Source organism: Mucilaginibacter sp. (genome assembly GCF_028287845.1).
GTDB lineage: Bacteria > Bacteroidota > Bacteroidia > Sphingobacteriales > Sphingobacteriaceae > Mucilaginibacter.
Window position 1 is genome coordinate 1 of record NZ_JAQBOW010000093.1, and the last position, 4,459, is coordinate 4,459.

General features: G+C 40.6%; 6 protein-coding genes. All 6 read left to right on the forward strand.

Annotation, left to right across the window (positions count from 1 at the left end):
• Window positions 1–98: 98 nt before the first annotated feature.
• On the forward strand, window positions 99–344 hold the full coding sequence (locus tag JWP71_RS09040) for a type B 50S ribosomal protein L31 (RefSeq protein WP_299498835.1): 246 nt from the start codon (window positions 99–101) through the stop codon (window positions 342–344).
• Window positions 345–412: 68 nt separating this feature from the next.
• A complete protein-coding gene (locus JWP71_RS09045) occupies window positions 413–1,573 on the forward strand; it encodes a GlmU family protein (protein WP_299498838.1) in 1,161 nt (386 codons plus the stop codon).
• A gap of 184 nt (window positions 1,574–1,757) precedes the next feature.
• The gene (gene tpiA, locus JWP71_RS09050) at window positions 1,758–2,522 is read left to right on the forward strand and encodes a triose-phosphate isomerase (RefSeq protein ID WP_299498841.1); all 765 of its coding nucleotides are present in this window, start codon (window positions 1,758–1,760) and stop codon (window positions 2,520–2,522) included.
• A 24-nt stretch (window positions 2,523–2,546) separates the two neighbouring features.
• Window positions 2,547–3,023, forward strand: a complete 477-nt coding sequence (locus JWP71_RS09055) for a hypothetical protein (RefSeq protein ID WP_299498844.1) — start codon at window positions 2,547–2,549, stop codon at window positions 3,021–3,023.
• A 23-nt stretch (window positions 3,024–3,046) separates the two neighbouring features.
• On the forward strand, window positions 3,047–3,883 hold the full coding sequence (gene prmA / locus JWP71_RS09060) for a 50S ribosomal protein L11 methyltransferase (RefSeq protein WP_299498846.1): 837 nt from the start codon (window positions 3,047–3,049) through the stop codon (window positions 3,881–3,883).
• A gap of 248 nt (window positions 3,884–4,131) precedes the next feature.
• The coding region (locus tag JWP71_RS09065; protein WP_299498849.1) for a universal stress protein at window positions 4,132–4,459 on the forward strand (328 nt) is incomplete at its 3' end.

Consider the following 4,459-nt stretch of genomic DNA (forward strand, 5'->3'; position numbering starts at 1 on the left):
CTTTAATAACCAATCTTTAAATTAAAAAACATCTTTTTACTTTTGAAATAAAATACTACATTTGCACCTCTTTTATAAGAAGAAGAGCAATAATAACGATGAAAAAAGATCTGCACCCATCAAACTATAGATTAGTTGTATTTAAAGATATGTCTAACGACTATTCTTTCATGACTAAATCATGTATCGACACCCGTGAAACTGTAAAGTGGGAAGACGGTAACGAATATCCATTAGTAAAATTAGAAATTTCTCATACCTCGCACCCTTTCTATACCGGTAAAATGAAACTGGTTGATACTGCAGGTCGTATTGATAAATTCCGTACACGTTATAACAAGTAATATCAGCTTGTTAATAAAATATTTACAAGTCTCCCGATAACATCGGGAGACTTTTTTATTTTTGCGCTATGGCAATCATCCTGTTTGACGATAACGCACACCAAAGTTTACTCCCTTTAACCTACACTCGCCCTGTTGCCGACCTCCGCATTGGTATATTAACCATTGCCGAAAAGTGGGCCAAACACCTCGATACGGAGTTTTCTTTCCATACACAACCTTATTTGCAGGCTAAATTTCCGCAAAAAACGGCGGTTGATGATTTATTTATCAACGGTTCTGTTTGTCCGGACGACGGCTTGCTGGAAGCTATTGGTCAGTTAAAAAAAGGCGAAGCGTTAAAGCAAGGTGATTTTTTAATTGCTGCCAAAGCAACGATGGGTGCAGCGTTTACTAATATAGTAAATTACGAGCCATTCTTTATCAGCATAAAATACCCTGAAGATATATTCAGCAAGAATGATATTGAGCTGCGCAAAGATTTTAAATTGCTTACCAAAGGCAGAACCAGCGCAGCGATAAGCGCTACCAATACCATCATCGGCAATGACTTTTTTGCAGAAGAAGGCGCTGTTGCCGAATGCTCCACCTTTAACACCACCAACGGCCCGATCTATTTAGGTAAAGATACCGAAGTTTGGGAAGGTACCCACATACGCGGCGCGTTTGCTTTGTGCGAGCATTCGCAGGTTAAGATGGGGGCCAAGATATATGGCGCTACTACCATAGGCCCATATTCGAGAGTTGGCGGCGAGATCAATAATTCGGTTATCTGGGGGTATTCATCTAAAGGGCATGATGGCTTTTTGGGTAACTCGGTATTGGGCGAATGGTGCAATATAGGTGCCGACAGCAATAACTCCAACCTTAAAAATAACTACGCCGAGGTTAAGCTTTGGGATTATACTACCCAGCGTTTTCGTAAAACCGGACTGCAATTTTGCGGTTTAATTATGGCCGACCATGCTAAATGCGGTATCAATACCATGTTTAATACAGGTACAGTTGTGGGGGTGAGCGCCAATATATTTGGTGCTGGTTTCCCGCGTAATTATGTGCCTGATTTTGCATGGGGCGGTGCGCAGGGTTTTGAGGTGTATTCCATCAAAAAAATGTTTGAAACCACCGCTATGGTTTACCCGCGCCGCGACCGTGAATTTGATGAGATTGAGCAGGAAATAGTGAAAAAAGTTTTTGAATTGTCTGAAACATATAGAAGTGTATTGTAATTTAAGGAGTCCATAGACATGGTCGGAGTCCATAGTCCATGGTCGATAGTCCATGGTAAACTAACACAATCAAAAAACAAACTATGGACCATCGACTATGGACCATGTCTAACTAATATAATCAAAAAAACAAACTATGGACCATCGACTATGGACCATGGTCTAATAATCAACCAAAAATAAAATGAGAAAAAAAATTGTTGCCGGAAACTGGAAAATGAACTTAGATTATAACGAGGGTTTAAGCTTGTTTTCTGAAATAGTAAATATGGTAAAAGACGAAGTAACCGGTACGCAGGAAGCTGTGGTTTGCAGTCCGTTTATTCATTTGCATAGCCTGGCACAACTGGCTAAAGGCGTTGCCAAAGTATCAATAGGCGCTCAAAATGCCCACCAGGCAGAGTCTGGCGCTTATACCGGCGAGATATCAGCTAAGATGATCAAATCTGTGGGTGCTATTTACGTTATTTTAGGCCATTCAGAGCGTCGCCAGTATTTTGGCGAGACTAATGAGTTGCTGGCAAAAAAAACTGATACAGCGTTAGCTAATGACCTAAAACCGATCTTCTGCATTGGCGAAACCTTACAGGAGCGTGAGGCGAACAAGCATTTTGATATTATTAAAAGCCAACTGGTTGAAGGTATTTTTCATTTAAATGAAACGCAATTTGCAAAGCTGGTTATTGCTTATGAGCCGGTTTGGGCCATTGGTACGGGTGTAACCGCATCGTCAGCCCAGGCGCAGGAGATCCATGCTTTTATCCGCAAAGAAATTGCTGCCAAATATAACCAGGCAGTAGCTGACGCAACCACCATTTTATATGGCGGAAGCTGTAACCCTAAAAATGCTCCGGAGCTGTTTGCATGCGCAGATATTGATGGTGGCCTGATAGGCGGCGCATCACTAAAATCGCGTGATTTTACCGATATTGTAAAGGTGTTTAATTGAGATTAGTTAATTAAAAGGCATATTGTGAAACGTTTTGTTAAAGTAATATTGCCTCCCTTAATTGCTTTCTGGGCATTTGCTGTCTTTATTAAATTCACACCGTTTTTTCACCATGTAAATGGCGCGAGCCAAATTGGCGAAGACTCTGTATATGGCTTGATATCCTATTACAAGGTGTTTGCTCCGGCCCAAATACTGATAGCAGTGCTTACCCAGTGGTTAATTGTTATGCCAATATGGGATAAGGTATTGGCCACACCAAAAGCAGCTACGCTTATCTTTATCAGCATAGCCCTGGTTTGTTTAGTATTTGCATTTGGCATAGCTTATGCTATATGGAATAAAACAACCGGGGTTACGCACCTGGCTGATATTTGTTTATTTATGACGGGTGTGCAGTTATTTTACTGGATATTTAACTTTTTGACATTGTGCCTGTTAGATTGGAAAGCGTTTACGAAAACTGCTCCCATAGATAAAGAAGAGCCAACTAATCTTTAATATTCAACATCCAATTATCGAACATGAATTATTACGAAGTCCTTTTCACCACCATAACTACCGAAGATTACCAGCAGGACCTGTTGATAAACGCTTTGGGCCAGATAGGCTTTGATACGTTTGAGGAATTGGACCTGGGGTTTAAAGCATACATTCCATCGACAGATTTTAATGAGGAGTTGCTGGAAGAAACCCTGCTGCCTTACAGAGAAATGTTTACGTTTAGCTACGAGGTAACGCTTATCCCCCAAAAAAACTGGAACGAGGTATGGGAAAGCAACTTTGAGCCAATTGCCATAGGCGATGAAGTATTTGTGCGTGCCACTTTCCATGAACCCCGGCCGGAGTTTAAATACGAAATAGTTATAGACCCTAAAATGGCATTTGGTACCGGGCACCATCAAACTACAGCCATGATGCTGCAACTGATGCTGGAGAATGATTTTGCCGGAAAGACGGTACTAGATATGGGTTGCGGTACCGGTATACTGGCTATTATGGCTGCTAAGTTAGGTGCTGCGGCTATAGTGGCTATTGATTATGACCCGGTTTGTTATGAAAGCACGATAGAGAATGCACAGCTAAATCATGTCAGTAATATCAAAGCCATCTGCGGATCAAAAGAAGCTATCCCTGACGAACAATACGATACTATTCTGGCTAATATTAACCGCAACATATTGATTGACCAGATGCAGCGATACGAAGAAGTATTAAAACCTGATGGCGAGATATATTTCAGTGGGTTTTATGAAACGCCAGATTTGGATATTATTATAGACGAGGCCCGCAAATACGGAATGAAATACATCATCCATAAAAAGGATAAAGACTGGGTAGCTGCAAAGTTTATTAAATAATTAATCAACCAGCCAACGGGTGCCATACTGAGGCACCCGGAGCGTGGGTCAGGCCCTATGCTCGCCCTTCGAGAACCTCAAAGGATCGCCGCTTCTTATATTCATGACTCGATCAAACCCTAATTAAATTTAGATGTTATAACACAAGATGTTATTATTCTGACAGAAGAATAGAGCGTACATGTTAATTTTGTATTTAACTTTTAGACCTTAATGGTCAAGTAGACTGATATCTAATTCTTACATTTATGAAAACCTATCTTGTACCTATTGATTTTTCGCATGCCTCAGTTCACGCTGCAGAATTTGCAGCCGAATTAAGTAAACAAACCAACGTTGAGCACATAGTTTTATTAAATGCCTATTACGTGTCGCCTTATGAGACAATGCTGCCTAACTCTGATATGGTATTGCTAAGAGAGGAAGAGATAGAGCAAAACGTTGCCGACCGCATAAAAAAATTAGAGCATTTAAAGCATAAATTAAGCAAGTTGGTTAGAGAGGGGGTTAAAATTACTACTCATTTAAACCGTTCGCACTTGTTACGTGCTGTTGTTGAAAACGTTGTGGCTAAAA

Excerpts from the sequence above, each read along its gene's own strand:
- JWP71_RS09040 (WP_299498835.1), top strand. The coding sequence starts at position 99 with ATGAAAAAAGATCTGCACCCATCAAACTATAGATTAGTTGTATTTAAA.
- JWP71_RS09045 (WP_299498838.1), top strand. The coding sequence starts at position 413 with ATGGCAATCATCCTGTTTGACGATAACGCACACCAAAGTTTACTCCCT.
- tpiA (WP_299498841.1), top strand. The coding sequence starts at position 1,758 with ATGAGAAAAAAAATTGTTGCCGGAAACTGGAAAATGAACTTAGATTAT.
- prmA (WP_299498846.1), top strand. The coding sequence starts at position 3,047 with ATGAATTATTACGAAGTCCTTTTCACCACCATAACTACCGAAGATTAC.